The organism is Pseudanabaena sp. PCC 6802 (assembly GCF_000332175.1).
Taxonomy (GTDB): Bacteria; Cyanobacteriota; Cyanobacteriia; order Pseudanabaenales; family Pseudanabaenaceae; genus PCC-6802.
On the sequence record NZ_KB235914.1, the window covers coordinates 2,724,457 to 2,749,636 of the forward strand.

The following is a 25,180-nucleotide window of genomic DNA, read 5'->3' on the forward strand; positions in this document are numbered from 1 at the left end:
TTTACGAAATATTCTAAAACAGAAATCAAGGGGGAGAAGACAATGACAAACATATATCTCAGCGAACAGGAAGCATACGAGATTGGTATTGAGGCATATCATTACCTATACCCACTGATTACAATGGACGTGTCGCGTCGCGTCATGACTAATTTTGAGTCAGGCAAGAACCCCGGCATGGGTCCGATGAACGAATTCCAGCATTTGCGAGCATTTCCGACTGCGGATTTCCGCGAGGTGGTGCGTCCTAACTTCGATACCCTCTACTCTATTGCATGGCTCGATCTTACCAAAGAACCTGCGATCGTTTCTGTACCAGATACGGGCGATCGCTACTATTTGTTACCCATGCTGGATATGTGGTCTGATGTCTTTGCTGTACCTGGAAAGCGTACCAGTGGCACAAAGGCTGCAAACTTCGCTGTCGTACTGAAGGGATGGAATGGAAAACTTCCTGAAGGTGCAGAGCGTATTGAGTCACCTACCCCCTACGTTTGGATTATCGGACGTACCCAAACTAACGGGCCAAAAGACTACGAAGCAGTCCACAAGATACAAGACGGCTATATCGTCACACCGCTATCGCAGTGGGGACAGAAGTCCGAACCGGTGAAGGCGGTCATTGACCCCAGCGTGGATATGAAAACACCGCCACTGGTGCAGGTTAACACCATGACTGCTGCCAATTACTTCAGCTACGGTGCAGAATTGATGAAGCTCCACCCACCACATATTACTGACTGGTCAATGGTTTCGCGATTGAGTCGCATCGGTATCATTCTGGGTGAAAGTTTTAACTTTGACAATGCTTCTGCCACAGTTAAGGCGGCTCTAGATCGCGCTGTCGCAGACGGACTCCAATTAATGGAGGAGAAGTTCACAACATTGTCGCAGGTTGTGAATGGCTGGCAGATGAATACCGATACGATGGGTGTTTATGGCAACTATTACCTGAAGCGTGCGATCGTGGCTATGATCGGCCTCGGTGCCAATCAGCCCCAAGATGCAATCTATCCGTTGAATGTAGGCGATGCTGACGGGAAACCGATGGATGGAGCGAACAAGTACGTGCTGCACTTCCAGAAAGACGAACTGCCACCCGTAGAGGCATTCTGGTCGGTCACCATGTACGATGCCGAAGGTTTCCAGGTTGCCAACCAACTCGACCGCTTTGCGATCGGCGATCGCGACGACTTGAAATACAACGCCGACGGTTCGCTCGATATCTACATCCAGCACGAGTCTCCCGGCGCAGACAAGGAATCCAATTGGTTGCCGTCTCCCGCTCAGGATATGTTGGGCGTGACCATGCGTCTATACGCACCTAAAGCACAGGTGCTGGATGGGCGCTGGGTTCCCCCCGTAATACGGCAGTCTTAACCGGGCGATCGCTCTAATGAAAAGGGGCGATCGCATGGAACCAAGCGCCACAATACAGAGCAAATCCCATACCATTAGAAAAGAATATTCATTTTCTGAGAGGCCATGACCTACAACTTAACGTGGAAGTATCAATTTCAGCAACGTTCTGGAAGCTGGAGGGGCTCAATTGCGGAGCATCGCAAATGAACGAGAACGAACCGCCCCAAATACTTCATATTGAGCCGCGTTGGCCTGTTGCCCTTACAATCCTCGTGGTACTGGGTTTGCTGGTGGTGCTACCCGATCGCATCAGACTGTTCCCTGCCTGGTTTGTCAACTTCGCCGCGATCGCGATACTGGTATCGATAACGGCTGTCCCGCTGACCGGCGCAACAGCACGGTGGCGAAGTATCGAGCGCACGATCATGCTGTTCTTCATCGTGGTTGTGGGGAGCGGAACGATCGTGGGTATGGCATCTCTGATCCGAGAAATGGTGATTCGATCGAAGGCAATCGACGGACTCCTACTTCTTTCTTCAAGCGTTGGTATGTGGATCTCCAACGTCCTCACGTTCTCCCTGCTGTACTGGCAGATCGATCGCGGCGGGCCTGAAGCTCGGATGAATGACGCAGGCAAAAGACCGGATTGGCTGTTTCTCCAAACGGGCACTCCTGAGGGTGTACCGCCCGACTGGCGACCCACGTTCGTCGATTACCTATATCTGGCATTCTCAACGGCAATGGCGTTCAGCCCTACCGATGCTATGCCACTGACATCGCGCACCAAGATTATGGTTATGATTGAAAGCTCGATCTCTCTTGCGACGATCGTCGTGGTCGCGGCGCGCGCAATCAGCATTCTCGGCAATTAGGCTGAAGCATAGTGTTTATCGTGCTGAAAAACAGCAGCGTAACTAATACCAATTTAAGTTGTTATTGATAATACTTCCCCCCGGAGAAAGACATGAAGCCAGAAAAACCCTCGACCCGCGTACGCCAAAAAGCACCAAAGGCTGCTGCGATCGCCGGTATCGTGTTTTCGGTTCTGCTGATCGTCAGTCTGTCGCTCATTTTGATTTCCCTTCCTGCCAATCCGCGTGAGGGTGGGGATTGGCTTTCCACCAGTAGAAACACCATCCTCCTGGCACTCAATCTGGTACCCTTCACAGGCATTGCTTTCCTGTGGTTCATCGGCGTAATGCGCGATTACCTGGGGGAGAATGAAGATCGGTTCTTTGCCACCGTCTTTCTTGGCAGCGGACTGTTATTTCTCGCCATGCTGTTCTCCTTTGGGGCGCTGGCGGGGAGCCTCATTTTACTTTACTTATCCCAAACAAATCCTCTGTCAGCGTCCGGCTTGTACGACCTTGGCTTTACTACTGCACGCGAGATTCTGAATAACTACGGGATCAAGATGGCAGGTGTATTTATGATTTCGACCAGCACTCTATTTATCCGTACCCAGGCGATTCCCCGTTGGATGGCTTTGCTGGGCTACGCTTTGGCGGCGCTTATGCTGCTGAGAGTCGCCCATATCGATCGCTTGGCCTGGCCCGTCCTGGGCTTTCCGACATGGGTACTCATGATTAGCGTACATATCTTGATGGACAACTACCGCAAAAAAGCAGAGGCTGAGTCGCTATAGTTCCGATCGATATGACGCTGCTGGAATTGCCTTGAGATGTTAAGTATTATTTCCCTCGCATGAATAAAAGCACAAAAACGCTCTAATTTAGTGTTATTAGCAAAAAAGGAGGAATTCTCAGTTAATAGTGGGTTTAGTATCTTTTACATAAGATCGTACCAAATCCCGTTTAGTTACCCCCTTTTACTTGAAGTCCGCACAGGTGGACTTTGCTCGTGTAGCTGCGACTTTCAGTCGCCATGCCATATTAGGGATAATTAATGCGGATGCAATATTAGGGATAGTTAATGCGGATTTTGTATCAAACCGGAAAATTCAAAAAATCTAAGGAATCATGAAGTTCTCAATTAAATGCTCGATCGGCGCGATCGCCGCTACCACAGCAATATTCACAGCAACAGCACTGCCATCAACTGTATCAGCAGCTAATACAAAAGCCAAAGAATGTCAGCTTATAAGTGACACAGTCGTTCAGGCTAATTTCAAAGTCAACAACTTAGAAAAACCATCGCAAGAGATAAAATTCTTCAACACGCTGGCTGAGAATCTCAAAAGCGTTCCGCTAACAGATGCCCAACTACAAATCTTGAGAGATGTTCTGGTAGCCGAACTAAACGATCGCGCCGAGCTTTGGCAAAAAGCGATTCCAATCCTGGCTAAGGGCGATCGCAAACAACTTGAGATAATCAAGACTCGCATCGATCTCAAGCGCAAGAATGGCAGAGCTATGGCGGAAATGTTCAACGAATACTGTTTTGGCAGTTAAGCGATTTCTGTCCATTATTAATGATTAATGCCACACTCTATGTTCCAAATATTGCTGAGAAAAAACATGCTATTCTATGAAAGATGTTTTCCAAAAATCATAAGGGCAGGTTTGAGGCTATGGGGGTAGATTTGCAAAAAACTAACGAATTGAAGCAGCGATCGAGCGCCATAAAGCGAACTAACCCCTTTACAACCCACAATTTTTTTGGGGGTGTCGCGTTCGGGGTGCTTGCTTCCACTCTTATGACCGCTGCGCCAGTTCGAGCCGCTGAGAAATTATTTTTGACATTCGGCCCGTTTAAATTATCCCTAAGAGTTAGTTCTTTAGAAACCTTTGCGAAAGAAGGTAAAATCGATCGAGATTTAGCATTCTATTTAGGTAGAGCGACCCCGGAACAGCAAGCTCTATTTCGTAAAGCCCTCACGGAACCGATAAAAGCTAGCCCCGTACTATTATCTCGCCTCTTTTACTCGGGAATTGGAGAAGCTATCCTGACTCGCATTGGCAAAGGAGTTACGTTGGAGGGTGGGCTGAATGGGAAATACGGCATGCGAGCCGCGATAGTGCTGGCTGCTTTCGAGCCTGAAGGTTTGACCATGCTGAATTTCTTTAAAAAGTTCCCAACCAATATCCAATTCCAAGGAGAACACATATTGGCAGCTACGGAATTCGCTGAGAAATTAGTGAGAGCAACCGAACTGCTTACTGTGGAAATGAAGCAATTGTCCTCCCGCGAGGCAGCTTCTGAGCCTTCCACGGATTTCGCAAAAATGCCAGATCTCCGCCAACCTGGCTCGTTTGGAGTGCAGCCCAAACAAACTTGGGTTCTCAAGGATAGCAGCCGCGATCGCCAGTTTTATGTCGATGTCTATAAACCTCAGAGCTGGCGCTCTGGGAAAACTCCTGTCGTGGTGTTCTCGCATGGATTTTCTTCTAGACCAGAGGATTTTGGTGACGCGGCAGAACATTTGGCTTCCTATGGCTATGTCGTGGTTCTTCCCCAGCATCCCGGCAGCGATATCAGTCGGATGAAGGCATTCCTGCAAGGGTTTCACAGAAACACCTTTGATGTGAATGAATTTATTAACCGTCCCAAGGATATCAGCTACACGATTGACGAACTCGAACGTCGCAATCAATCGGAATTTCAAGGACAGCTCAATTTAGAATCTGTAGGTGTAGCGGGTCACTCCTTTGGCGGCTCTACGGCTTTCGCGATCGCTGGTGCCGTGATTGATTTCGAGAATTTGGAAAATGAATGCAATCGGCCATTCGGCGGTCTCAACACTTCTCTGCTACTTCAGTGTCGGGCTCTAGAGTTACCCCGCCAAATCTACGATCTCCGCGATCGACGTGTTAGCGCTGTCTTTGTCGTAAACCCTGTGAATAGCAGTATCTTCGGACGTTCGGGACTGAGTAAGATTCAAATCCCCCTATTTATAGCAGGAGGAAATTACGACCCCGCCACGCCCTTTGTCCTCGAACAGGGTCGCGTTTTCCCCTGGTTGAAGACATCCGATAAATATTTGGCAATGGTAGAAGGACAGGCTCATGTTGACTTCTCCCAGTTGGATGCTGGCATAAAGTATACAATTGAGTCCTTTGACAAGATCGCCCTACCAAGTCCGGATCTAATTCATAACTATAGGGATAGCCTGGCGGCGGCATTTTTTGGGACTTACCTCGATAAGCAAGAAGATTACAAACCCTATCTCCAGTCTGCCTATGCCGCATATCTCAGTCAAGGGCAGGAATTTAAACTCTTTCTAATTAGCGCTCCTTCGGCAGACAAGTTAGGTCAAACCATTGATGACTTTAGGCGTAAGTACAACTTTAACTCTTAAGCGCATCTCTTTTCTTCCCAACTGCTTAATTAAGCTTTATTCAGTTATATAAAGTCATGCCTAAATCATTACAGCAGCTTGCCCTATTTACTACTCTATCTCAAATTGCTTGGAGCCTTCCTTGCGTACTGGCGCAAAGTGCTTTGGCCAACCCACTCGAAGCGACATCTCCTACTAACTTTTTACAGAAGCCTCCCCAAGATAGCACAATCTTAAGCGATCGCCGTTCAGAAGTTCCTGATTCTATTGCTCCTGATGAGAGATTCGATCCTACGCTCGATTTCGAGGAGTTGCTAGCAGACTCCTTCGCGGAAATGCCTGTAGCAGATAATCCCTATCTCTCCTGTCCCACTTCGACTTCTACGAACGATTCGATCGCATCTCAACCATTGCCAACTAGAGAAAGAGAAATTACTGAAAATACGTCTCCTCCTATTTCCTGCGTCGCGAACCTCACAAGCGTGCTGACATCTGTAGATTCTCTCAAGACGGAACGAGGCTTGGCGACACCTACATTCGCATCTCCAATTACTCAAGAGAACGCTCAAGGGAATGCGTTAGATAGCCCCAAGCCCTCTCCAAGCCCGACTACTAGCGATACAGCAGAGACATCCATTACGGATAAATCAGCCCCTGCCGATACGGAAAACCTGGCGAAAGCGGCGCAGAACCCAATTGCCAGCCTGATTAGCCTACCGTTTCAGTATAATTTTAACTTTGGTATTGGTCCCCATGACCGCACGCAGTACATTTTGAACGTCCAGCCAGTGATTCCAACCTCATTAAGTGATGACTGGTTGTTGGTTTCGCGCATTATTACGCCAATCCTGCTCCAGCCGATAGGGACTGATGCTTCTACATTTGGGCTGGGGGATTTGAACCCCACCTTCTTTTTCGTCCCGAAGGTTCCTGGCAATCTCAACTGGGGAATAGGTCCGGTGCTTTTACTGCCTACCGCAACCGATCGCTCCTTAGGGACTGGTAAATGGGGTATTGGACCGTCTGCTGTTGTAGTTTGGAGTCCGGGGCAATGGGTGATTGGCGCATTGGCAAATCAAATCTGGTCGGTTGCGGGCGATTCCAGCCGCCCCGATGTCAGCCAGTTTTTGTTTCAGCCATTCATCAATTACAACCTGCCAGATGGTTGGTATCTCTCATTCGCCCCCATTATTACCGCAAATTGGAACGCTTCTGCAGGTAACCAATGGACAGTTCCCTTAGGGGGCGGCTTTGGGAGGGTATTTCGGATTGACAAGCAACCGGTGAACGTAAGTTTAGTAGCATTCTGGAATGCCATCAAACCTGAATTTGGTGCAGATTGGCAGATTCGCTTCCAATTTACACTCCTCTTTCCTGGTGGGGGGTAGTATATTCATAAGGTTATGGCGTAGAATATTAACGGAAGACAAAGGGGATAGGTTTACACTAGCACCAACAAAATTTATTGAGGAGACACAGGTCATGTTTAAGCGCTTGCAGCATCTTTTCTTATCAATCCCATTGTCTCAAATCGCCTTGGGCTGCCTGCTGACAACTAGTGCGATCGCCAACCCAATTCCAACCACATCTCCGCACGATCGAGTAAATACTTCTCAGGAAACTCCTAACGTCAGCGATCGCCTGGCTCTAGAAGTTCCTAATTCTATTGCTCCCGATCGAAGCGTTGATGCTCCTCTCAATTTCGAGGAGTTGCTAGCAGACTCGCTCGCAGATATGCCCATAGCGGAAAATCCCTATCTTACATGCCCAACTTCAACCTCCGCGCATGATTCAAACACATCACAGCCATTACCGATTAGAGAAGGAGAAGCTACAGACAATACGTCTCCTCCTATTTCGTGCGTCGCTCACCTCACAAGCGCACCGACATCTTTAGAGTCTCTCAAGAAAGAGCAAGACACGACATTACCTGCATTCGCATCTCCGGTTGCCCAGGAGAATACCCAGAAAAGCCCCCAAGAAAACCCCCAAGAAAACCCCCAAGATAGCCTGCCAAAATCCTCTCCAACCCAGACCGCCAGCGATGTGGCAAAACCTGCTGACGACAGCAATCGATGGCACGTTAAATTTCAACCCTACTTTATCCTTCCCTTCAGTACCTACGGTACGACTACAATCGGGAATCGCTCCGTCGACTTCAATCTCAGTCTCGGTCAAGTACTTAGCAATCTAGACTTTGCTATCTACGGTCGCCTCGAAACATGGAACAATAACTTAGGCTTTATTGTTGACGCATCTTATCAAAAACTAGGTAGAGTTGCTAGCACTAGCATTCGCCAGACTACGCTTGCTGCAAGTGCCAGTTTTAGCCAGGGCATCTACGATTTTGCAGTCAGCTATCACTTTGGCGATCCCGCTCAATACAGCTTGCCCGACAAACCATCGAATAGGTCTTTCCCCCTATACTGGTTCGAACCAATTCTGGGCGTTCGCCTCAACAGTCTAGATGCCAGTATTGATGCTAGTTTAGACTTTGGACGATTTGATCGGAATTTTCAGAGAACGGTTAGTAGCGGACGAACCTGGCTCGAACCCACGATTGGAGCAAAATTAGGAGTGCAGGTTTCCGATCCCGTCATCCTATGGTTGCGCGGCGATATTTCTGGTTTTGGTCTAGCAGGCAATCCGAATCTAAGCTGGAACGTTATAGCTGGAGCAGACTGGTGGATTTCTCCCACCACTTCGCTTCAGATTGCTTACCGATTTTATGAAATCAATTATGGCAATAATGACCTCAGATTCAAATTAGGATATAATGGACCATTTATCGGCGTGACGTTCAATTTTTAAAAGCATTCAAACTCTTCAAGCAAACTGCTGAAGTGGAATAAGCTACCCTTTGTTTCCTTGCTTCAATAAATTGGCCTGAGTATTCCCGATCGGAAGGGCTGATAATAGACTAAGTTGATAATGTTGGATTTTAACTATTTATCCCTCCCTCTACTATGAAAGAAACCCTCATGAAAATTCAAACCTCCCGCATTTTATTGCTTTTATTTACTGCTTGTATGGCAACGATCGCGATTCCCCTGAGAACTTTGGCCCAAAGCGCACCGGAATCCCCTATCTTCCCTAACGAGGAAGCAGAAGCGATCCTGAAAAAAGCTTGCGATACATTAAGAACAAAGCAGGCTTTTACCGTTGATGTCGATATTACTTACGATAACGTACTGGATTCCGGCGAGAAAGTTCAGTACAGTGCCTTTCAGCAACTATCGGTAAAACGCCCTAACCAGCTCAGGGCAGACTACACTGGTGACGAACGCCACAGCAGTTTCTACTACGATGGCAAAACTTTCTCGTTACTAGCAAAGAAAGCGAATTTGTATGCCACCAGACCCGCACCTGCCACCATCGACGCGGCGATCGCTGAAATCGAAGAAAAGTATGACGTTACTATTCCTCTCTCTAAATTGGTGGTTAGCGATCCTTGCAGTGAGATCGCTCCCAATATCAAGAAGTCTACATACATTGGGTTCGATATGGTAAATAGAGTTCCCAGCTATCACTTCCTATTTACTGGCGAGGAAAAGGACTTCCAGGTTTGGATTAGCGACGAAGCCGAACCCGTACCTCAAAAACTTGTGATTACATACAAAGAGCTGCCTGGTGCGCCGCAGTATACGGCAATTTTTTCTAATTGGAATTTCAAACCGCAGATCTCTGCCAACACATTTAGCTTTACTCCACCCGCAGGCACTGGCAAAATCGAATTCCTTCCTTCCGAACTTAAGTAATACCACCCAGCAATAAACTAATAAGACGATGAAATTTTCTACACGTTACACCTTTTTCACTTTGCTTTTAGTCCTTTTATCTGCCAGCCTGCTTCCTCTAGATGCATTTGCCCAACGCCGTGGCGGCAACGTTAACAGAGCAGGTGCTTCTCCGCGCGTCAACAGCAACGTCAACCTAAGGGATAGAGGGAATATCAATCGCCCCAATGCGAATCGTCCTAATATTAATCGCCCCAACAACAATATCAATCGCCCCAATGTGAATGTCAATCGCCCTAACAACAATATCAATCGCCCCAATGTGAATGTCAATCGCCCCAATACCAATATCAACCGCCCCAATGTGAATGTCAATCGCCCTAACATCAACGTTAATCGCCCCAATGTGAATGTCAATCGTCCCAATGTCAATATCAACACTGGTTGGCGTGGGGGTGGTTGGTATGGCGGCGGCTACCGCACCCCACCAGGTTGGGGATTGGCTACATTTGCCACTGGCCTAGCGATCGGAACAGCGATTAATAATCGCCCACCCTATGCCGTCCCCGTAGTCGTGGGCGGGAATAACTTTATCTACTCAGATGGGGTCTTTTTGCAACCTAGAGGCAACTCTTACGTCGTTATTGCGCCTCCGATTGGTGCGGTTGTGCCTTCTATACCTGATGGTTGCACGGTAACTAACACTGATGGAGTAATATATTACAACTGTAGCGGCGTTATCTATCAGCCCTTCTACCAGGGTAACAACCTCGTCTATAGAGTTGTCAGGTTCTAAGCTGTCAGATACCCAAAAGCATCCTTGTGAATTTCGAGAGTAAAGGTCTTTGAGCGCTTTGCTTCCAGAGTATAACTTTTATTCTTAGAACTGAGGCTATAACGAATGTCAGTGCCATTCGAGGCTATAACCTATGGGGCAAGTTTTTTCTCGGCAGGTAAGACGCTTTCTGAGCAAGGTATTCCTAGGTTTAATCATAGTTTTTTGGATCGATGCTGGGAGCGCGATCGCTTGGAGTCCAATTGCGATAAGCCAGCTTCCATCATTACCGCAGTCGAACTCATCACAACTCCCAAACGGTGTCACGAGACAGGGGTTACTGGAAGCGACGGATGTGAAATTGGGTGGGAAGGCGATCTTCAAAATTGCCTCTCCCGCAGTTTTCAATCGTAGCGAATTAGGCGATCGGATTCCAGTTGAGGTGAGAGCGCGTCAAATCGAAGCTAACCTAGAGCAAATCCTGAGATCCGATCGCGCTTCAGATTCATCTGAGGAACGCTCTACCCCTCTCGATCCAGAGACAATTCGGGTATATATTGAAATTTTGAATCGTCAGCCGCTATTGTACGTTAAGGATGCGGGTCTAGTAGAGCCGAGAGTCTTATTAACGGTTACAGATACGGATGCTCAGTACCATGGTACAACTAAAGAAATCCTGGCAGGGCGTTGGCAAAAAATACTAGAGAAAGAATTACGACAGGCTCTGGAATTCCGCAAGCCAGAGGCGTTAAAGCAGCAAATTAACGATGCAATCAAGATCGCGATCGCCACGGTCGCTGCCAGTATTTTGCTATTAGCGATCTGGAAGGTATTAGCATGGCGCGAAAAAGCGTTAAAGCAATATCAGGCAAGTCAAGCGATCGCACCATTTCCCAGTGATGAGGTGCTTTCCGAGCCAGTCGTTCGCGAACATAAACCTCAATTGCTTGAGATTTTGCGACAACAATTCATTCATCAATTCAGCATTCAACGGCGCTTGCAGATTGTTAACCTACTTCAATGGTTGGTATTCTGGGCAATCGCGTTTGTTTGGGTGGCTGGGATTGCGGCCACCTTATATCAGTTCCCGCTCACCCGCCCTTTTGCTACTGGATTTGCGTCAACCCCCATCTTAATCTTGGCGGCCTGGTTTATCACTGGTCTCATAAACCGTTCGATCGGTTTGGCGATCGATCGATTCATCAAAACCTGGGAAAAAAATACCCTGACACTGGAAAACTCCCAACGGCGATCGCAGCGTCTGGCAACAACCGTTAGTGCTTTGAAGGGTTTGATAACGGTCTTCATCTATTGCTTTGTGATTGTTTGGGTTTTGCAATTTCTCAATATCGCGCCAGTATCCTTATTAGCATTCGGAACGCTGCTGGCTTTAGCAATCTCTTTTGGAGTACAGAATGTAATCAAAGATTTAGTCAATGGCATCTTGATTCTGATGGAAGATCAGTATGCCGTTGGCGACTATATTGTTGTTGGTTCGGCATCTGGAGTTGTGGAAAATGTCAACCTCCGCATTACCCAAATTCGTTCGGCGGATGGGCGATTAATCACGCTACCCAATAGCTCGATCGCTCAGGTTGACAACTTGACCCGCCTCTGGTCGCGGAGTGATTTTGTCGTGGAGGTTGCCTACAATACCGATGTCGATAAGGCGCTAGCGATCGTGATGCAAGAGGCAACGCAGTTAGCAAACGATCCAGAATGGAAGTCAACCATTCTAGATGTAGGCGAAGTTTTTGGCATAGAGAGAATTTCGCACTCCGGCATTGAAATCAAAATATGGATTAAGACGCTTCCCCTCAAGCAGTTTGTTGTGGCGCGAGAATTGCGCCGCCGCCTCAAAATCGCCTTCGATCGCCACGGCATTCACATCGGAATTCCCCAACAGATGCTGTCAGGTTCATTCCGCGATGCGATCGGCGATTTTATCCCGCATAACTCCGATCTCTCGCCAGATAACCCTCCAAAAACTTAATAGCAACCCGTTACTGAGAGTGTATAGGTATTGCCGATCGCGCTGGTACCACCCACATTCACGTTCACTTGAAAAGGATCTTCAGCGAGGCGAGGTGTGGCTTTAAAACTAACTGACTGCCCTACCCTGAGCGGTACATTTTGATTCACAAAATTATCTGTGGTGTTATTGCTGTACTTCAAGAAAACTTTTACTGCGTATGTTGCGTCATTCTGGGATGAGAGCGTGATATTAAAGCGGTTAAATCTAGCACCGCTAGGCACGGCAAAGTCTGTATTCCAGTTATTCTTAGTTAAAAGAGTCCCAGGTGGAGAAACCCTTTTCGTGACTTCCTTGCCCGTTCCTCCCACCACACTTAGGGATCTGCAATTCTGAGCGATCGCTGGGGTGGTCGTGCTTGTAACCACACCTGCAAAGCCTAACAATAGTAAATTCCGATTAGTCAATATCATGAAAGATGTTGAGAAATATTGATAGTAAATTCTTCGTCTATTCTAGAGCTTAATCGGACCAATATATTAGTTATGCCACAAATATTATTGAGAAATGAAGTGACACCACCACTCTGCGACAAGACATTAAAATTTAGGAAGCTAAACCGTCATGCCCTTCTGAAAACAGGTTAGGATATCCAAATATTTCTAATTATTGAGAAAATAACTTCCACCTTATCGACCTGAATTATGAAGGTGACAAAAACGATTGAAGTATTCGTGGCGTTGGCTCTGGCAGTATTTCTATGCCTGATTGCTGCCCCACTGGCATTCCCCCAAACCAGTCCATCGTCGCAACCGCCTACAGGAGCCGTTGTGACTCTGGACGACAAACCACTGTTCGCGATCGAGAAAAAAGCTCTGTCGTCATCTCCAGAAAAGCGAGCGCAGACAATGAAGGAGCGCATTACCACATTTGCCGACGATCGCTCGATCTCGATCGATTCCCTGTGGACGAAGAATATCGAAGACTCCATCCTGGTTGGTGCAGGTGACAAGATTCTGATTTACGTGTCCGATGAAGATGCCAAGGTAGTAGGTAAATCGCGACAGGAGTTAGCTAATGAGTACTCGCAGATTATCAGAGAAGCCGTACGTCAATACCGAGAAGACCGAAGTACGCGCTCTTTATGGCTGGCGGCAATCTATGCTGTAGGAACAACAATTGCCCTGATCGGCGCGATCGTTATTTGGAGGTGGAAAAGAGTTACGTTTCGCATCAATGCCTGGCTTAATTCCGAGCGCCATAATCGCATTCCCAGCATTCAATTTCAAAATTTCGAGCTGCTGTCCGCCGATCGCATCACTGATTTATGCATCTGGCTAGTGGGGCTAATCCGCTCGATTGCCCTGTTGACACTGCTGTATGTTTATTTCTCCTTTGTCTTTAGCTTGTTCCCTGCGACGAAGCACGTGGGCGCAACACTATTTAGCTATGTCGACAGTAGATTGCAAGCTGCCTGGAATGCTTTCTTGGCATATCTTCCCAGCCTATTAACCATCGTCCTTGTCGCCTTCATAACTTACCACGTTCTCCGTTTCTTAAAGTTTATTTTCACGGCGATCGGCAAGCAGCAACTGACTGTGCCGGGATTTTATCCCGAGTGGGCAGCACCAACCTACAAGCTGCTGACCTATTTAATTATTGCCATGGCTTTTGCCGTTATTTTTCCCTACATCCCAGGCTCCAACTCTGCCTCCTTTCAGGGGATATCAATATTTTTAGGCGTTTTGATCTCAATCGGTTCGTCTACTGCTGTTGCTAACATCGTCGCTGGTATTATTACAATCTACACGAGAGCATTTCAGATCGGCGATCGCGTCAAAATTGGCGATATCGTAGGGGATGTTGAAGCAAAACTCCTGCTGGTAACGCGCATCCGCACGGTGAATAATGTCTTAGTGACGTTGCCAAACTCCACATTATTAACCAGCAATATTGTCAACTACAGCGCCTTAATTCGAGATGACCATGCACCGCTCATTCTCCATACCACAGTCACGCTTGGCTACGATGCCCCGTGGCGCAAAATCCATGAGACTCTGATTGCAGCGGCTCGGGCGACAACGCATATTCTAGACGAACCGTCTCCGTTTGTGCTGCAAACTGCTCTTAATGATTTCTACGTCAGCTACGAACTAAAAGCCTATACCAATCATCCTTCCAAGATGGCCAGCATCTACTCCGAACTCCATCAAAATATTCAAGACAAGTGCAACGAAGTGGGAATTGAAATCTGCTCGCCGCATTACTCGGCACTTCGAGATGGCAATCATAACACCATACCTGAGACTTATCTCCCGGAGGGATATCAAGCTCCTGGCTTTAAAATTGATAACCGATCTGATTGAGAAATAGGCTGAAATTCACGATCTAGAAATTCATGAGTAATGAGAGTTGCAGAAAATACCAGGGGCCGGGATTATTGCCCACCACTTTCTGAATGGCCGCACCGGGAAACGCTACGGAACCACTGGCATACAACAGAAAATTGCGAGATAGATTATATCGACCTGTTAGTGTAAGCTCTTGTCCAATCTCGGACGATTCGAGAAAAGAGAGTGCTTGCGCACCACCCAAATTGTTTAGCTCTGCCGCAGACAGATGAATGTATTGCAGAGATAGATCGAATTGTTGAGATGGACGCAATCGCAACACAACTTGATGGGTAATTAAATTGGAGTTTTGGTAAAGTTTGACTAGATTTGCACCCTGAATCCAGGTATCCGGACTTCCTCCAGAAAGCAATGGATCGAACCGCTCAAAGGTCGAAGTATTGGGATTGTCACCGCTGAAATAGGCATAGCGATAACTCAGGGTAGGAGTCCAAGGAAGATCCTGGATGGTGTAGCCAATTTGTCCCCAAGCGGCATTTGCAGCCATATCAAAGCTGTCGTTCCACTGATGAGCGTATTCAGCTTGAAGCCAGAGTCCATCCAGGCCAAATAGATTGCTAAATCGAACGCGGGGATAAATGACATTTAGCCCTTTCTTGGGAAAGACGCTCGTCGAGGTGAAATAGGAAGAATCAGATTCAGGGACGTGAATATAGCTCAATCCTAGTTGCACAGATCGATTATTGTCATATTCTAAATTGGCTCCCACAAACTTAGTTCGGCTATCAATTAAGGGCAACTCGTTGGGGTCGAGATAGAAACCTTCAAGGCGAAGATCGTTCCAGCGAATGCGACCAATTACAGTATTCTCAAAGGCAGTGCGTGGGTTTGATAGAATCGTGGCGCGATCGCCCCCATTCCCCGCTCCGTTCGCAAATAACATGCCGTTACTAATCCGGTAATCCTGCCGTCCCGCCGACAGGTTAATCCCAAAGCGGGAATTGTCGGTTCGATAGCCGTAAAGTACGCCACCATAAAGATCTTCAATGCCGCTGAAGATGCGATTGTTCGATTCAAACAAATCGGGCTGAAGCGTTGTAGAAACTATATTGGTGGCACTACCGTAGACATAAAGGGGGAGGGTATCGATCTGAGTAATGCCCGCAACGCCGAATTCTAAGTAGCTGTCCAACCAGCTATAGGTGCCTGCGCGAGCTGGATCGCGAGCAAGGGGATTGCCCTGGGTGAAGAGAGCGGCGTTGCCGAACCAGGTGTTGCTGCTGCTAAAGTTGGACAATCCACCTCGCAGAATGGCAACGGCTGTGGCGCGATCGTTTGTATAAAGATTCGGAAATTCTCGCAAATCACCTGTGACGAGAATACCTGTTTCACGGGGCTTAGTGACTGCCTCAGCCTTCAATCTCACTGAGAGAACGACCACTACCTCACCGGGAATTTGCACCTCATAGAAAGCATTCTGCGCGGCTTTCACAAATGCAAGCTGCTCGACCCGCTGCAGGCCTGCATTCAGAAAAAGCCGATTGTAGTTATCTCCTGACCGTACTGCAAATGCTTGTGCAATCTGCTCTTGAAGTTTCTGATTGCGATCGGGATCGGGGGTGGGGTTTTCGAGATAAATCCGAACTTCTGAAATACGCTCCCCATTGAGCAGGCCAGGATTCAGCAAAAAGCCCCCCGTTGGTACGGCGGTAGCCGGAATTTCGGTTAAGGTTTGGGTTGTGGCGGGAAGTTCATCGATCGCCTCAGCAGGGACAGATTCTGAGGAACGTTCTTGAGTCAGCGGTTCAGTAGTCAGCGGTTCAGTTAGAATGTCTGAGACGATAGTGATTTCGTCAGATACCATTTCGTCGGCATATGCGCGATGACATAGCATCGCAGGAGTAAATGTCAGGCAAAGCAACGATAAAAAGGTAGAACAAAAAGGCTTCATGAATCCTCAAGGAAATGTCGCAGGGAATTGTTTAAGAATGCTGAGTGCTAAAAACTGAGCCAAGTAAGGGAATTGCAGGTTAATAGGATACCAAGTGTAAGGGCGAACGGCCGTTCGCCCTTACAGAGCCGCATTCCCGATCGTGGTAGGTCATTTAATTGCAGATCCCTAAACACACGATCCGCATCCACTAGGACTCAACACGGATCGAGTCTTAATGGATGCTCTTGAAGCGAACTTTAATAAGCGGTCCAACCGCCATCTGTGGCGTAAACGCAGCCCGTCAAGTTAGATGCATCCGCAGACAACAGAAACAGGATAATCGCTCCCTGTTCCCAAACGGTCGACATTCGCTTCTGCGAATCGGATGCCGACAACAGGCTCAATGTTTTCAACATGGCGGTAGGACTGGGACTACCCACTGCTTCTTTTTGTGCCTCTCTGACAAACTCGGATGCTCGATCCGTCATGGGTGTTGCTGTTGCTGCCATGTTTACCGAATTCACGCGAATGCCCCTGGGCGCATAATCGACCGCCGCCTGTCGGGTTAACCCAGTCACCCCATGTTTGCTGGCAACATAGGCAGGATTGCCACCCAACCCCGTTAACCCGGCAATAGAGCCAATGTTGACGATCGCCCCACCTTTGCCCTGTTTCACCATCTGGCGCAGTTCGGCCCGCATCGATTTGAATACACCCGTGGTGTTGGTTGCCAGGACATTTTCCCAGTATTCATCTGTCGCCTCGTGGATAGATTTAGGCAACAAGTGCCGCTGTCCCTTAAAATTGAGCGGTTGCCCCGGATCGGCACCGTCTAGAACCCCAGCGGCATTGAGTGCGAGGTCTAAACTGCCATAGATCCGCACGGCCTCCTCCACTGAGCGATCGCAGACCTCTGTGTTCACCACATTGCCCAAGATCGCGATCGCCTGATGTCCTTCACCCTTAATCTGGCTAATCGTTTGGTTGAGTTCCTTTTCCTTCCGATCTAAACCAACAATATTGGCTCCTTCCCTTGCGGCCCGAATCGCGGTTGCGGCTCCAATGCCAGTAGCCGCTCCTGTGATTAGCAATGTTTTGCCCCGAAAGCGATTTGGGATGAAGTAGTTGGGATCGGTAGGGGTAATATCAACCATTGGGTTTTCTCCAAGTTGTGATGGAACAGCATTAGCAATAAGGGACGAGGAAGATTCGTTCTGAGCCTGGGCGTGTGGCGGAGAGAGCGCGATCGCTGCCAAAAACGACCCCGTCCCTAATGCCAGAAATTGACGACGATTTAGAAAGTAATGAAGAACTTCTTTAACACCCGGACTTTCCAGATTGAGGCCAGAGAAATCAGGTTCCATAAATATCAGCCATAAACATCAGGAAGCTAGCATGTACATATTTTAAGATTATCACTACTCCATCTGACTGTCAAAAAAGAGCTTCTACTCGCAGGGCAAATGCATACTCAAGCTAGCAGAATTTGCAGCAATATCAAGAGATCTCACCAATCCGCGTCAGCCATTTTTTTATACATCGCTAATCAGTTTAGCGATTGTAATTGAGGAGGGAATCAACCACCAAATATAACTGCATCTGGAATCTCATAGCGCTCCTGACCGATGCGGATGATATTGAGATCGCTCTGCTTGCTGGCGCTGAAGCTACCGCGATCGGCTTGGCTTCGATCGTACCCAGTGGCTTTTCCATTCTCGAAAAAGATGCTGCGAGTGCGACCATCTGGCTTTGTTACCGTGACAGTGCCATTTCCATTGCCTTTACGGACGACACCAAAACGGCAAGATGCGGTCGGCTGTCCCCCACCCATTGAGCAGGAAACATTGCCAGTAGCGTTGTAATTTGTTCCCGGGACCAATGCATCTCCACCATCATTCCCTGACACGATCGTCTCCAAGCGATAGTTCGCCACTTCGTTGCGACGGGCGGCACTCCGCATCATATAAATCCGAATTCGATAATCACCGCTTTTTTTGACCACTCCCTCAAATTGGTTACCGTTGACCGAGCCGTTAAAGATTGCCACATCTCTTTGACCGGGTTCTAGAATGTTAAAGTAAGTGGCACCGTGCTTTGTGGCCATGCTGACATTCATGGTTTGTCCTTGTCTGACGTTGAGGATGTAATCAACAGTCTGGTAGCCCTTAATTGAGGCTTGGATGGTGGCACTAGTGGTTCCAGGGTTAAACTGAACCCTTTGAGTGGGGATGGTCTGTTGAGCCAATCGCAAGCTTGGATGACTGGGAGTCAGGGTGGAAATACCACGAGCCAAGATAGGGGCTTGTGTAGATAGAAGGGCGATCGCTGCTATACCAACAGAAAAACCCTGTTTTAACATAAACATCACGTTATCTCCTCAAATCGTGTCAAATCATTTTTGTTGTTAGCTTACAGTCACTACCTTGGCTTGGATTGATGCAAGTTCGACTAAACGCCTGCTTAACATTAGGTCGATACAAGTAGTACAGAACGAACGTCCCTGCCGCAAGCGAATGGGGTATCGAAATGGACTTTCTACTGGAGTTTAGACTAAAAGGCAACAAGAAGCATCTCGCTAGATAGAAACTAGCGAGAGAGAGGATAAAAGGGAAGAAGTTGAGCTAAGCAGTTGCAGCGGAAGCTTTTTTGAGGGGCTTGGCATAGCGTTTTTTGACAGTAGGATAACGAATCCGTTGGGTTCGTTTTTTCCCAAGAGGCCAACCTGGAGACTTACCGCGAGGTTTAGGGTCAGGGGAAGGAGAGCCAATCCTGACCAAAACTAAAGCAAAAGCATTTGCAACTCGACCAGGAGACAATTTAGTCATCGGTTTCTGCCAAGGCAGAGGAGAGTCTTGGACAAGTTCACGAGCGAGCCACAATTGCCAAGTAAGTAAAGGCATCAAGTCCGACCAAGTCTCCATCTGAGCAGGGGTAGAAAGCTGAGGGATTGTCCAATGGAGACGTTGACGCACCAAGCGATACCAATGCTCAATGGCAAATCTGCGCAGATATTTTTGCCATACCTCACTCAAGATTGGCTCGTCTTTAGCGACCCAAATCAACCACAGGGGTTTCGATTCAGGCATATCAAGACGTTCGACCAGAATGAGTGTAAAGGGATGGTCTGCGGCTTGCTTTAAGTGCAGGTTTGGCCATCGACGAATTTGCAATCGTCCCAGTTTAGGCTCTGCAATTGTGATGTCTGCTTGGGGAATAGACCAAGTGTCAGAGTCTTTGAGGCTAAATTTCTCTCCATGCTTATGGGGTCGCCCATGCCCCTCGTAATCCTTTGGGGCATGATACAGAACCCGGTTGGGGCGTAGCCTGAGCAGCTTGATACACGGGATGTCTGCTGTTTGCTGCAAAAATGGTGCGCACCCATACTCGCCATCCCCCAGGAAAAGCACAGTCCCAGGAATTTCCGCACAAACCAAGCGTAACTGACTAGCGGCTTTCTGAATCGGGTTCTCGAAACTGGTGATCCGCTCATGCCGCAACGGTAAGGCAAAACTCCCTTCTGACTCTGGAATCCAGGCAATTGTGCTGTATCCTTGCCCCACCGTAACAGGTTTGCTTCCTACTCCCGGTTGAGGTTGATGTTCGTAGGTGCGTTCTTGTAATGTCACCGCATAGGGACGCGACCAGGCTGTATGGTCGCCCGCCAATATCGTCACCTCTGCTGCCGGCATTTGCTGTATGTATTGCTTCATCAAGTCTTCACGTGGAGGATGACTATCTTGCAGTGCTTCATAGATACTCGACCACTCCCTCCGAAATAATGGGCTTAACGAAAGTTCCACAAACGATGAAACACTCCGACTCGTCAGTACCGCATCCATCAAGTCGAACAGCGCATCTCTCCCGTTCCCTATAATTTCGTACGTGTACTTGCGAAATTGCTCAAGTTTATCCAAACTAATCATGATGAAGCTGTTGATTTTATAGTCTTTTCAGCTTCCATCATCAAGCGGTCAGTCTGCAATGGCTGGCTGCTTTTTACCACTTTTTAGTCTAAACTCCAGTTTCTAGTGGGGAAGCAGCCCACAACACAAGATTTTGAGATTCTGCCACGGAACAGTAGGGAATGTACCCCTTATCAAACTACCACAGCGACTTCAAACTGCGATCGCCTATTCTGGCAACTGGACAATTGCTAGGGTTATACTAGGCTACGGACTAACAACGGGAAACGACTTTATGCTTTCCTAGAGCAGTCGAGGGAGGATAAAGTTGAAGCGGTGCAGTCGCTGAGAGCCTGGTGGCGAGAGCAAAATTAGCCTGGGAAATCAATCGTGTCAGAATCACAAGCTTTATGCATTCTCAGTGGAGGGCAGGATTCCACTGCCTGCGCGGCAATTGCCTGCCAGCAGTACGATCGCGTCCATGCCATTACCTTCGACTACGGCCAACGCCACGCGATCGAACTGGAGAGCGCTAAAGCGATCGCTCTAGCACTTCAGCTTGCCAGCCATGAAATTATCCAGTTGGGGCCAATCCTCAAAGGTACTTCTCCACTGGTATCTAACACTCCTCTCGGACAGTACAACTCCACGGAGGAATTACCCGGTGGTGTGGAGCCAACATTTATTCCAGGGCGTAATATCTTGTTTTTGACCATAGCAGCCAACCGCGCCGCCGTGTTAGGGATTCAAGACATTTTTATGGGCGTGTGCGAAGCTGACTTTGCAGGCTACTACGACTGCCGCCAGGTATTTGTCGATGCGATGGCAGTAGCGATCGGCGAAGGGGTATGGGGCGACCCCCGTGCTTTCACAATTCATACACCTTTGATGCAATTGACTAAAGCCGAAAGCGTAAATTTGGCTATGAAAGTCCTGGGCGATCGCTTTGAGGCAATCTTCGAGTTAACCCATACCTGCTATGCCGGAGTCAAAGGCGGTTGCGGTAAATGTCATGCCTGCTTGATTCGCGATCGCGGCTTCACGGTCGCCGGAGTAACAGACCCCATCTGGAAATTCCGTACAAAAAGCTGACCGCTGACTGCTGAGCGCTAATTGCTATAACATATTGCATACAGTTTAGGGGTATTAAGAGCGATCGCATATGCAGGAAATTTTGCACGCACTTTTGCAGTCGGGCGTTGATGGCATTGCTACGGGCAGCATTATTGCCCTTGCTGCCGTGGGGCTGAGCCTGACCTACGGAATTTTAAAGTTAGCCAACTTCGCCCACGGGGACATTCTCACGCTAGGAGCCTATCTTGCCCTCTTAGCCAATACGATCGCTAAGCTGAACATCGGTCTATCTATCCTATTTGGCTGCGCGATCGCTACAGTCGTCGTTTTGCTCTGCGAGAAATTGCTCTGGCAGCCGTTACGCTTTCGCCGCGCTACGCCCACGACGATGATGATCGTGTCGATCGGGCTAGCACTGGTCATTCGCAATGGCATTATTCTATTTGCAGGGACAAAACCCCAGAGTTACTCTATCCCATCGTTCCCCGCCCTCAATCTCCAGGGATTGCTCGTGAGAACCAACAGCGCTATTACGATTTGCATTGCAATAATCGTGGTAGCGGGCTTGTATTATCTCTTGCAAAACACTAAAATCGGACGTGCTATGCGGGCTGTGGCTGATAATCCGGAATTAGCTAAAATTACGGGCATCAATGTTAATGCCGCGATCGCCTGGACGTGGGTAATTACTGGTTGTTTAACAGCGTTGGGGGGTGGTATGTACGGTCTAACTACTGGAATAAACCCAAACATGGGGTGGTCTCTGGTTTTGCCCATGTTTACGGCGGTTATTTTGGGGGGGATTGGCAACCCCTACGGAGCGATCGCTGGCGCTATGATTGTAGGTATTGCTCAAGAAGTTGCTACTACTTGTCCGGCCAACTTAGGGGAACTGGCAAAGTATTGTATTGGTACAGATTACAAACTGGGAGTAGGTCTGCTTATTATGGTCTTAGTTTTACTGGTCAAACCGCAGGGGCTATTTAAAGGCACGATGTAATCGCACAGCTAGTCAAGCAGACTTATAGCAATCTGAAATGATGCGTGCAAGTTAGCAATCGGCGATCGGCGGTCAGCAAGAAAATTTTACAATGCGGATAGGAATGCTATATGAGGAACGAACAAGAACTGGATTGGCAAATCGATCGGCTAGTAGAAGATGCGCCCCAAGATGGGGTTACGCCGGGCATCACCAAAGTGCTGTCGTCAGTATTAAAAGCGATCGCCCTACAGCTCAATCACAGTAGCTACTATATCCTGCAATCCCAAGATGGCAGTTGGTTGCTGACAACGCTGAGCAATCGCAACTCGCCAGATATCGAAAAAAATGTTGTCTATGCTTATTGCAGCAGTACTGCGTCTAATTTAGAGAGACTCAAACAAGGCGATCGCGATCTCGTATCTGTGGAAATCGGCATTATTGAAATTCTCTTTCGGTTAGTCGGCCTCAAGGAAGTAGATAGTCTGATTCTATTCGATAAATTGACAGATACGCAGCGAGGCACAGAAATCAGTCGCGCTGAATTGCAAACTCTGTGCGAAAAGCAAATGCAGAAGCTCAAAAACGCGCAACGCAAGCTACAAAGGAATCGCTCTCCCAAGAAGGGATTCGCACCCCATATTGCCTAGTATTTTCCATGAAAAAAGTCTACGTTCTCGATACCAACGTGCTCCTGCACGATCCGTCCGCATTGTTCTGCTTTGAAGACAATGACGTTATTCTTCCCATCGCGTCGATCGAAGAACTGGATCGCTTTAAGAAGAACTCAGATGCGACCGGACGCAATGCTCGTCAAGTCTCCCGTACTTTAGATGCACTCCGCCAGAAAGGGCATTTAACCGATGGCATTCCCCTGGAGCGCGGCGGATCGTTACGGGTTTTGCTTTGCGAGCGGAAAACCTTGCGATCGCTCCCTGCCGAACTCGAACGCAGTAATGGCGATAATGCCATTCTGGCTGTCGCTTTAGATCTACAGCGCCAGTGCCAGTGCCCGGTCGTACTGGTCAGTAAAGACACTAACTTACGCATTAAAGCAGATGCCCTTGGATTAATTGCCCAGGATTACGAAACCAATAAAGTCGATATCGATGAATTGTATACGGGCACGGCAGAAGTTATGGTGCCGCCGGAATCAATCGAGCAGCTCTTCAAAGACGGCAGCGTAATTCTCGACGACCCTCTATTCCCCAACCAGGCCGTAACGCTGATCGATCGCACGAATCTCGCACATACGGCTTTGGGAGTTGTGGATGGCAGTTCTGGACGGGTGGTTCCCCTCATCAAAATACCTCGCGATGGAGTGTCCAATATCCAGGCTCGCAACCGAGAACAGAAGTTTGCATTGGATTTGTTATTGCGAGATTCGATCGCGTTGGTAACTCTAGTGGGTAAAGCCGGAACCGGAAAGACGTTGCTGGCGATCGCCGTAGGCTTGCAAAAAGTTGCTGACGAACGAGTCTATCGTCGCCTATTAATTTCTCGCCCGGTGGTGCCAATGGGCAAAGATATCGGTTATTTGCCAGGTGAGATTAAAGAAAAGCTGACCCCCTGGATGCAGCCGCTCTACGACAACTTTGATTTAATTTTTGGCTCGCCCGAAGCGATCGGCAAGCCCAAACACTGGCGACCGGGGTATGAAGAACTGCTGGAGAGGGGCATCCTCCAAATTGAACCCCTCACCTACATTCGAGGGCGCAGCATCCCTCAGCAGTTCCTGATCGTAGATGAAGCACAAAACCTCACGCCGCACGAAGTGAAAACAATTTTGACGCGGGCGGGAGAGGGCACAAAAATCGTTCTAACCGGCGATCCAGATCAAATTGACAATCCTTATATCGATGCCGCAAGTAATGGATTGACCTATGCCGTCGAACGCTTCAAGCACGATCCCCTGGCGGCTCATATCACCCTCCAGAAAGGCGAGCGATCGCCTCTGGCAGAACGGGCGGCGATCCTACTCTAAAGGGTCTCTGGGGCGAATTGTTGGGAGGTGACCACCCTGGAGTTCTGCCACTGAGATTGAGATTTTTGCAAGAGCGCGATCGCCTCCTCGTACGTTTCCACACAGGTGGGAATGCCAATATCAACGGGACTCACAAAGCTTGGCGTTACCTCCATCATATGAACCTTGGCCCACTGCACTAAGTCCGCCCACATCGAACCCACCAAAATCAACGGTACGTGATGCAGTTGGCGCACCTGTAGCAATTGCCAGATCATCATGGTTTCTAACGTCGTGCCGATACCCCCAGGCACTACCACAAATGCATCCGATAGCAACACAAAATGGTGCAACCGCGAAAAGAAGGTGCGATGCTGATAAACCTCTTCAACAAAAGGATTGGTTTGCTGCTCGTGTTCGAGCGTAATCCGCACGCCAATCGACTGCGTTAGATTCTGGGGATCTGCACTCACGCTGCCTTCGTTGGCTGCTTGCATCAGCCCAGGCCCGCCCCCAGTGACGATATCGCAGCCCATTTTTGTTAGTTCGCCAGCCAGTTCGCGCACCTGGATGTAGAGCAAATCTTCCGGGCGCAACCGCGCAGAGCCAAAGATCGTCACTCGGTAGCGATCGTGTTTAGGCGGATGAATGCGGGTCAAATTATCCACGACATCCCAAAGCTGTAAGACAGCAGCCTGTACGGTTTCAAACGTGGCGCGATCGTCCTTGGTGCTAATTCCGTCAGTCGCATGCAGCAAAATTGGATCCAAGGCATCAGGCATATTGGGTTACAACCAGTTTGTGATAGAGAGATTACATTAAAATAACATCCTTTTAGCTACCTCCTTTTACTTGAAGTGCGTGAAGACAGACTTTGCTTGTATAGCCCCGACTT

At 48.3% G+C, this 25,180-nt stretch carries 21 protein-coding genes; 15 read left to right on the plus strand and 6 right to left on the minus strand.

Annotation, left to right across the window (positions count from 1 at the left end; genetic code table 11):
* Positions 1–42: 42 nt before the first annotated feature.
* The 10 genes from PSE6802_RS0118145 to PSE6802_RS0118190 all read left to right on the plus strand — a co-directional run bounded on the left by PSE6802_RS0118145 (position 43) and on the right by PSE6802_RS0118190 (position 12,104).
* Positions 43–1,380 (plus strand): DUF1254 domain-containing protein, encoded by a 1,338-nt coding sequence (locus PSE6802_RS0118145; RefSeq protein ID WP_026103387.1) that lies wholly within the window; start codon positions 43–45, stop codon positions 1,378–1,380.
* A 185-nt stretch (positions 1,381–1,565) separates the two neighbouring features.
* Positions 1,566–2,234, plus strand: coding sequence for a DUF1345 domain-containing protein (locus PSE6802_RS0118150; RefSeq protein WP_019501467.1), 669 nt, complete (start codon positions 1,566–1,568; stop codon positions 2,232–2,234).
* 92 nt (positions 2,235–2,326) lie between these two features.
* Positions 2,327–3,007: a hypothetical protein gene (locus tag PSE6802_RS0118155; RefSeq protein WP_019501468.1), complete on the plus strand. Its 681-nt coding sequence runs from the start codon at positions 2,327–2,329 to the stop codon at positions 3,005–3,007.
* A gap of 334 nt (positions 3,008–3,341) precedes the next feature.
* Entirely contained in the window at positions 3,342–3,773 is a 432-nt protein-coding gene (locus PSE6802_RS0118160) for a hypothetical protein (protein ID WP_019501469.1), read from the plus strand.
* 245 nt (positions 3,774–4,018) lie between these two features.
* Positions 4,019–5,620, plus strand: coding sequence for an alpha/beta hydrolase (locus PSE6802_RS0118165; protein ID WP_193372418.1), 1,602 nt, complete (start codon positions 4,019–4,021; stop codon positions 5,618–5,620).
* A 56-nt stretch (positions 5,621–5,676) separates the two neighbouring features.
* Positions 5,677–6,987 (plus strand): hypothetical protein, encoded by a 1,311-nt coding sequence (locus PSE6802_RS34490; RefSeq protein WP_019501471.1) that lies wholly within the window; start codon positions 5,677–5,679, stop codon positions 6,985–6,987.
* A 94-nt stretch (positions 6,988–7,081) separates the two neighbouring features.
* Positions 7,082–8,410 (plus strand): outer membrane protein, encoded by a 1,329-nt coding sequence (locus PSE6802_RS0118175; RefSeq protein WP_019501472.1) that lies wholly within the window; start codon positions 7,082–7,084, stop codon positions 8,408–8,410.
* 170 nt (positions 8,411–8,580) lie between these two features.
* The gene (locus PSE6802_RS0118180; RefSeq protein ID WP_036946523.1) at positions 8,581–9,357 is read left to right on the plus strand and encodes a DUF2092 domain-containing protein; all 777 of its coding nucleotides are present in this window, start codon (positions 8,581–8,583) and stop codon (positions 9,355–9,357) included.
* 28 nt (positions 9,358–9,385) lie between these two features.
* Complete coding sequence (locus PSE6802_RS0118185; protein ID WP_019501474.1) at positions 9,386–10,132, plus strand: DUF6515 family protein; 747 nt, start codon at positions 9,386–9,388, stop codon at positions 10,130–10,132.
* A gap of 133 nt (positions 10,133–10,265) precedes the next feature.
* Complete coding sequence (locus PSE6802_RS0118190; RefSeq protein ID WP_019501475.1) at positions 10,266–12,104, plus strand: mechanosensitive ion channel family protein; 1,839 nt, start codon at positions 10,266–10,268, stop codon at positions 12,102–12,104.
* Here PSE6802_RS0118190 and PSE6802_RS0118195 read toward each other — a convergent pair.
* On the minus strand, positions 12,101–12,556 hold the full coding sequence (locus PSE6802_RS0118195; RefSeq protein ID WP_019501476.1) for a hypothetical protein: 456 nt from the start codon (positions 12,554–12,556) through the stop codon (positions 12,101–12,103). The genes PSE6802_RS0118190 and PSE6802_RS0118195 overlap by 4 nt on opposite strands.
* Before the next feature lie 231 nt (positions 12,557–12,787).
* On the opposite strand from PSE6802_RS0118195, the gene PSE6802_RS0118200 reads away from it, so the two are divergent.
* Positions 12,788–14,449, plus strand: coding sequence for a mechanosensitive ion channel family protein (locus PSE6802_RS0118200; RefSeq protein WP_019501477.1), 1,662 nt, complete (start codon positions 12,788–12,790; stop codon positions 14,447–14,449).
* 22 nt (positions 14,450–14,471) lie between these two features.
* On the opposite strand, the gene PSE6802_RS29530 is transcribed toward PSE6802_RS0118200, so the two are convergent.
* From PSE6802_RS29530 to PSE6802_RS0118220, 4 genes are all read right to left on the minus strand, one after another.
* A complete protein-coding gene (locus PSE6802_RS29530) occupies positions 14,472–16,385 on the minus strand; it encodes an alginate export family protein (RefSeq protein ID WP_019501478.1) in 1,914 nt (637 codons plus the stop codon).
* Positions 16,386–16,624: 239 nt separating this feature from the next.
* Entirely contained in the window at positions 16,625–17,731 is a 1,107-nt protein-coding gene (locus PSE6802_RS0118210) for an SDR family NAD(P)-dependent oxidoreductase (protein ID WP_019501479.1), read from the minus strand.
* Positions 17,732–17,943: 212 nt separating this feature from the next.
* The gene (locus tag PSE6802_RS0118215) at positions 17,944–18,732 is read right to left on the minus strand and encodes a hypothetical protein (RefSeq protein ID WP_019501480.1); all 789 of its coding nucleotides are present in this window, start codon (positions 18,730–18,732) and stop codon (positions 17,944–17,946) included.
* 256 nt (positions 18,733–18,988) lie between these two features.
* Positions 18,989–20,290 (minus strand): NF041680 family putative transposase, encoded by a 1,302-nt coding sequence (locus tag PSE6802_RS0118220; RefSeq protein ID WP_019498766.1) that lies wholly within the window; start codon positions 20,288–20,290, stop codon positions 18,989–18,991.
* 369 nt (positions 20,291–20,659) lie between these two features.
* Here PSE6802_RS0118220 and queC point away from each other — a divergent pair, with 369 nt between their 5' ends.
* From queC to PSE6802_RS0118240, 4 genes are all read left to right on the plus strand, one after another.
* The gene (gene queC / locus PSE6802_RS0118225; protein WP_019501481.1) at positions 20,660–21,361 is read left to right on the plus strand and encodes a 7-cyano-7-deazaguanine synthase QueC; all 702 of its coding nucleotides are present in this window, start codon (positions 20,660–20,662) and stop codon (positions 21,359–21,361) included.
* 70 nt (positions 21,362–21,431) lie between these two features.
* The gene (locus PSE6802_RS0118230) at positions 21,432–22,343 is read left to right on the plus strand and encodes a branched-chain amino acid ABC transporter permease (protein WP_019501482.1); all 912 of its coding nucleotides are present in this window, start codon (positions 21,432–21,434) and stop codon (positions 22,341–22,343) included.
* A gap of 110 nt (positions 22,344–22,453) precedes the next feature.
* Entirely contained in the window at positions 22,454–22,972 is a 519-nt protein-coding gene (locus PSE6802_RS0118235) for a hypothetical protein (RefSeq protein WP_019501483.1), read from the plus strand.
* 8 nt (positions 22,973–22,980) lie between these two features.
* Positions 22,981–24,306: a PhoH family protein gene (locus tag PSE6802_RS0118240; RefSeq protein ID WP_019501484.1), complete on the plus strand. Its 1,326-nt coding sequence runs from the start codon at positions 22,981–22,983 to the stop codon at positions 24,304–24,306.
* Here the strand turns inward: PSE6802_RS0118240 and PSE6802_RS0118245 are convergent.
* The gene (locus PSE6802_RS0118245; RefSeq protein ID WP_019501485.1) at positions 24,303–25,067 is read right to left on the minus strand and encodes an LOG family protein; all 765 of its coding nucleotides are present in this window, start codon (positions 25,065–25,067) and stop codon (positions 24,303–24,305) included. The genes PSE6802_RS0118240 and PSE6802_RS0118245 overlap by 4 nt on opposite strands.
* Positions 25,068–25,180: the final 113 nt, after the last annotated feature.

Bases quoted from the DNA above. Each gene is read 5' to 3' on its own strand.
- PSE6802_RS0118180 (WP_036946523.1), top strand. From the start codon at position 8,581: ATGAAAATTCAAACCTCCCGCATTTTATTGCTTTTATTTACTGCTTGT.
- PSE6802_RS29530 (WP_019501478.1), bottom strand. From the start codon at position 16,385: ATGAAGCCTTTTTGTTCTACCTTTTTATCGTTGCTTTGCCTGACATTT.
- PSE6802_RS0118160 (WP_019501469.1), top strand. From the start codon at position 3,342: ATGAAGTTCTCAATTAAATGCTCGATCGGCGCGATCGCCGCTACCACA.
- PSE6802_RS0118200 (WP_019501477.1), top strand. From the start codon at position 12,788: ATGAAGGTGACAAAAACGATTGAAGTATTCGTGGCGTTGGCTCTGGCA.
- PSE6802_RS0118245 (WP_019501485.1), bottom strand. From the start codon at position 25,067: ATGCCTGATGCCTTGGATCCAATTTTGCTGCATGCGACTGACGGAATT.
- PSE6802_RS0118240 (WP_019501484.1), top strand. From the start codon at position 22,981: ATGAAAAAAGTCTACGTTCTCGATACCAACGTGCTCCTGCACGATCCG.
- PSE6802_RS0118175 (WP_019501472.1), top strand. From the start codon at position 7,082: ATGTTTAAGCGCTTGCAGCATCTTTTCTTATCAATCCCATTGTCTCAA.
- PSE6802_RS0118145 (WP_026103387.1), top strand. From the start codon at position 43: ATGACAAACATATATCTCAGCGAACAGGAAGCATACGAGATTGGTATT.
- PSE6802_RS0118210 (WP_019501479.1), bottom strand. From the start codon at position 17,731: ATGGAACCTGATTTCTCTGGCCTCAATCTGGAAAGTCCGGGTGTTAAA.
- PSE6802_RS0118220 (WP_019498766.1), bottom strand. From the start codon at position 20,290: ATGATTAGTTTGGATAAACTTGAGCAATTTCGCAAGTACACGTACGAA.
- PSE6802_RS0118150 (WP_019501467.1), top strand. From the start codon at position 1,566: ATGAACGAGAACGAACCGCCCCAAATACTTCATATTGAGCCGCGTTGG.
- PSE6802_RS0118230 (WP_019501482.1), top strand. From the start codon at position 21,432: ATGCAGGAAATTTTGCACGCACTTTTGCAGTCGGGCGTTGATGGCATT.
- PSE6802_RS0118190 (WP_019501475.1), top strand. From the start codon at position 10,266: ATGGGGCAAGTTTTTTCTCGGCAGGTAAGACGCTTTCTGAGCAAGGTA.
- PSE6802_RS0118155 (WP_019501468.1), top strand. From the start codon at position 2,327: ATGAAGCCAGAAAAACCCTCGACCCGCGTACGCCAAAAAGCACCAAAG.
- PSE6802_RS34490 (WP_019501471.1), top strand. From the start codon at position 5,677: ATGCCTAAATCATTACAGCAGCTTGCCCTATTTACTACTCTATCTCAA.
- PSE6802_RS0118215 (WP_019501480.1), bottom strand. From the start codon at position 18,732: ATGTTTATGTTAAAACAGGGTTTTTCTGTTGGTATAGCAGCGATCGCC.
- PSE6802_RS0118195 (WP_019501476.1), bottom strand. From the start codon at position 12,556: ATGATATTGACTAATCGGAATTTACTATTGTTAGGCTTTGCAGGTGTG.
- PSE6802_RS0118165 (WP_193372418.1), top strand. From the start codon at position 4,019: ATGACCGCTGCGCCAGTTCGAGCCGCTGAGAAATTATTTTTGACATTC.
- PSE6802_RS0118235 (WP_019501483.1), top strand. From the start codon at position 22,454: ATGAGGAACGAACAAGAACTGGATTGGCAAATCGATCGGCTAGTAGAA.
- PSE6802_RS0118185 (WP_019501474.1), top strand. From the start codon at position 9,386: ATGAAATTTTCTACACGTTACACCTTTTTCACTTTGCTTTTAGTCCTT.